This is a genomic window from Streptomyces sp. NRRL S-340, assembly GCF_000720185.1.
Taxonomy (GTDB): Bacteria; Actinomycetota; Actinomycetes; order Streptomycetales; family Streptomycetaceae; genus Streptomyces.
In genome coordinates this window covers 1-475 of record NZ_JOIY01000121.1, presented here as the reverse complement: position 1 = coordinate 475, position 475 = coordinate 1, and the positions used below count along the sequence as shown (strand labels likewise).

Sequence of the window (475 nt, the reverse complement as noted above, 5' to 3'; positions counted from 1 at the left end):
ACGCGACGACGGCACCCCCCAGATCTGATTGTCCGAACCCGCACACGCCCAGATCTGCAGCCTGGTGCCATTGGCGGAACTCGGACCCGTCGCATCCAGACACCTGCCCGACTGCACACCGACCAGCGTCCCGTTCGCCTGCGCCTGCCACTTCTGCGACCCCGCACCCGAACACGCCGACAACTGCACCGCCGTACCGTCCCCGGTACCGCCCCCGGCCACCGTCATGCACTTGCCCAACGCCCGCAACGTACCGTCCGCCGCCACCGTCCAGGACTGCGCACCACCGGTCCCGCAGGTGTTCAACTGCACCGCCGTACCGTCCGCCGTGGCACCCCCGGCCACCTCAACACACTTGCCGTTGTACCCCGCGATCCGCCCCGAAGGACCCGACACCGGGGCATCCGAAGGCACCTTCCACTTCTGACCCACGTCACCCGCGTTGCACTCCCAGATGATCAACGGATTGCCGTCC

General features: G+C 68.2%; 1 protein-coding gene. It reads right to left on the bottom strand.

Going from position 1 to position 475, the window contains the following annotated elements; translation table 11 throughout:
• Positions 1–414: RICIN domain-containing protein (locus IG64_RS39915; protein ID WP_267883429.1), on the bottom strand; the 414-nt coding region annotated here is incomplete at its 3' end.
• Between the last annotated feature and the right edge of the window lie 61 nt (positions 415–475).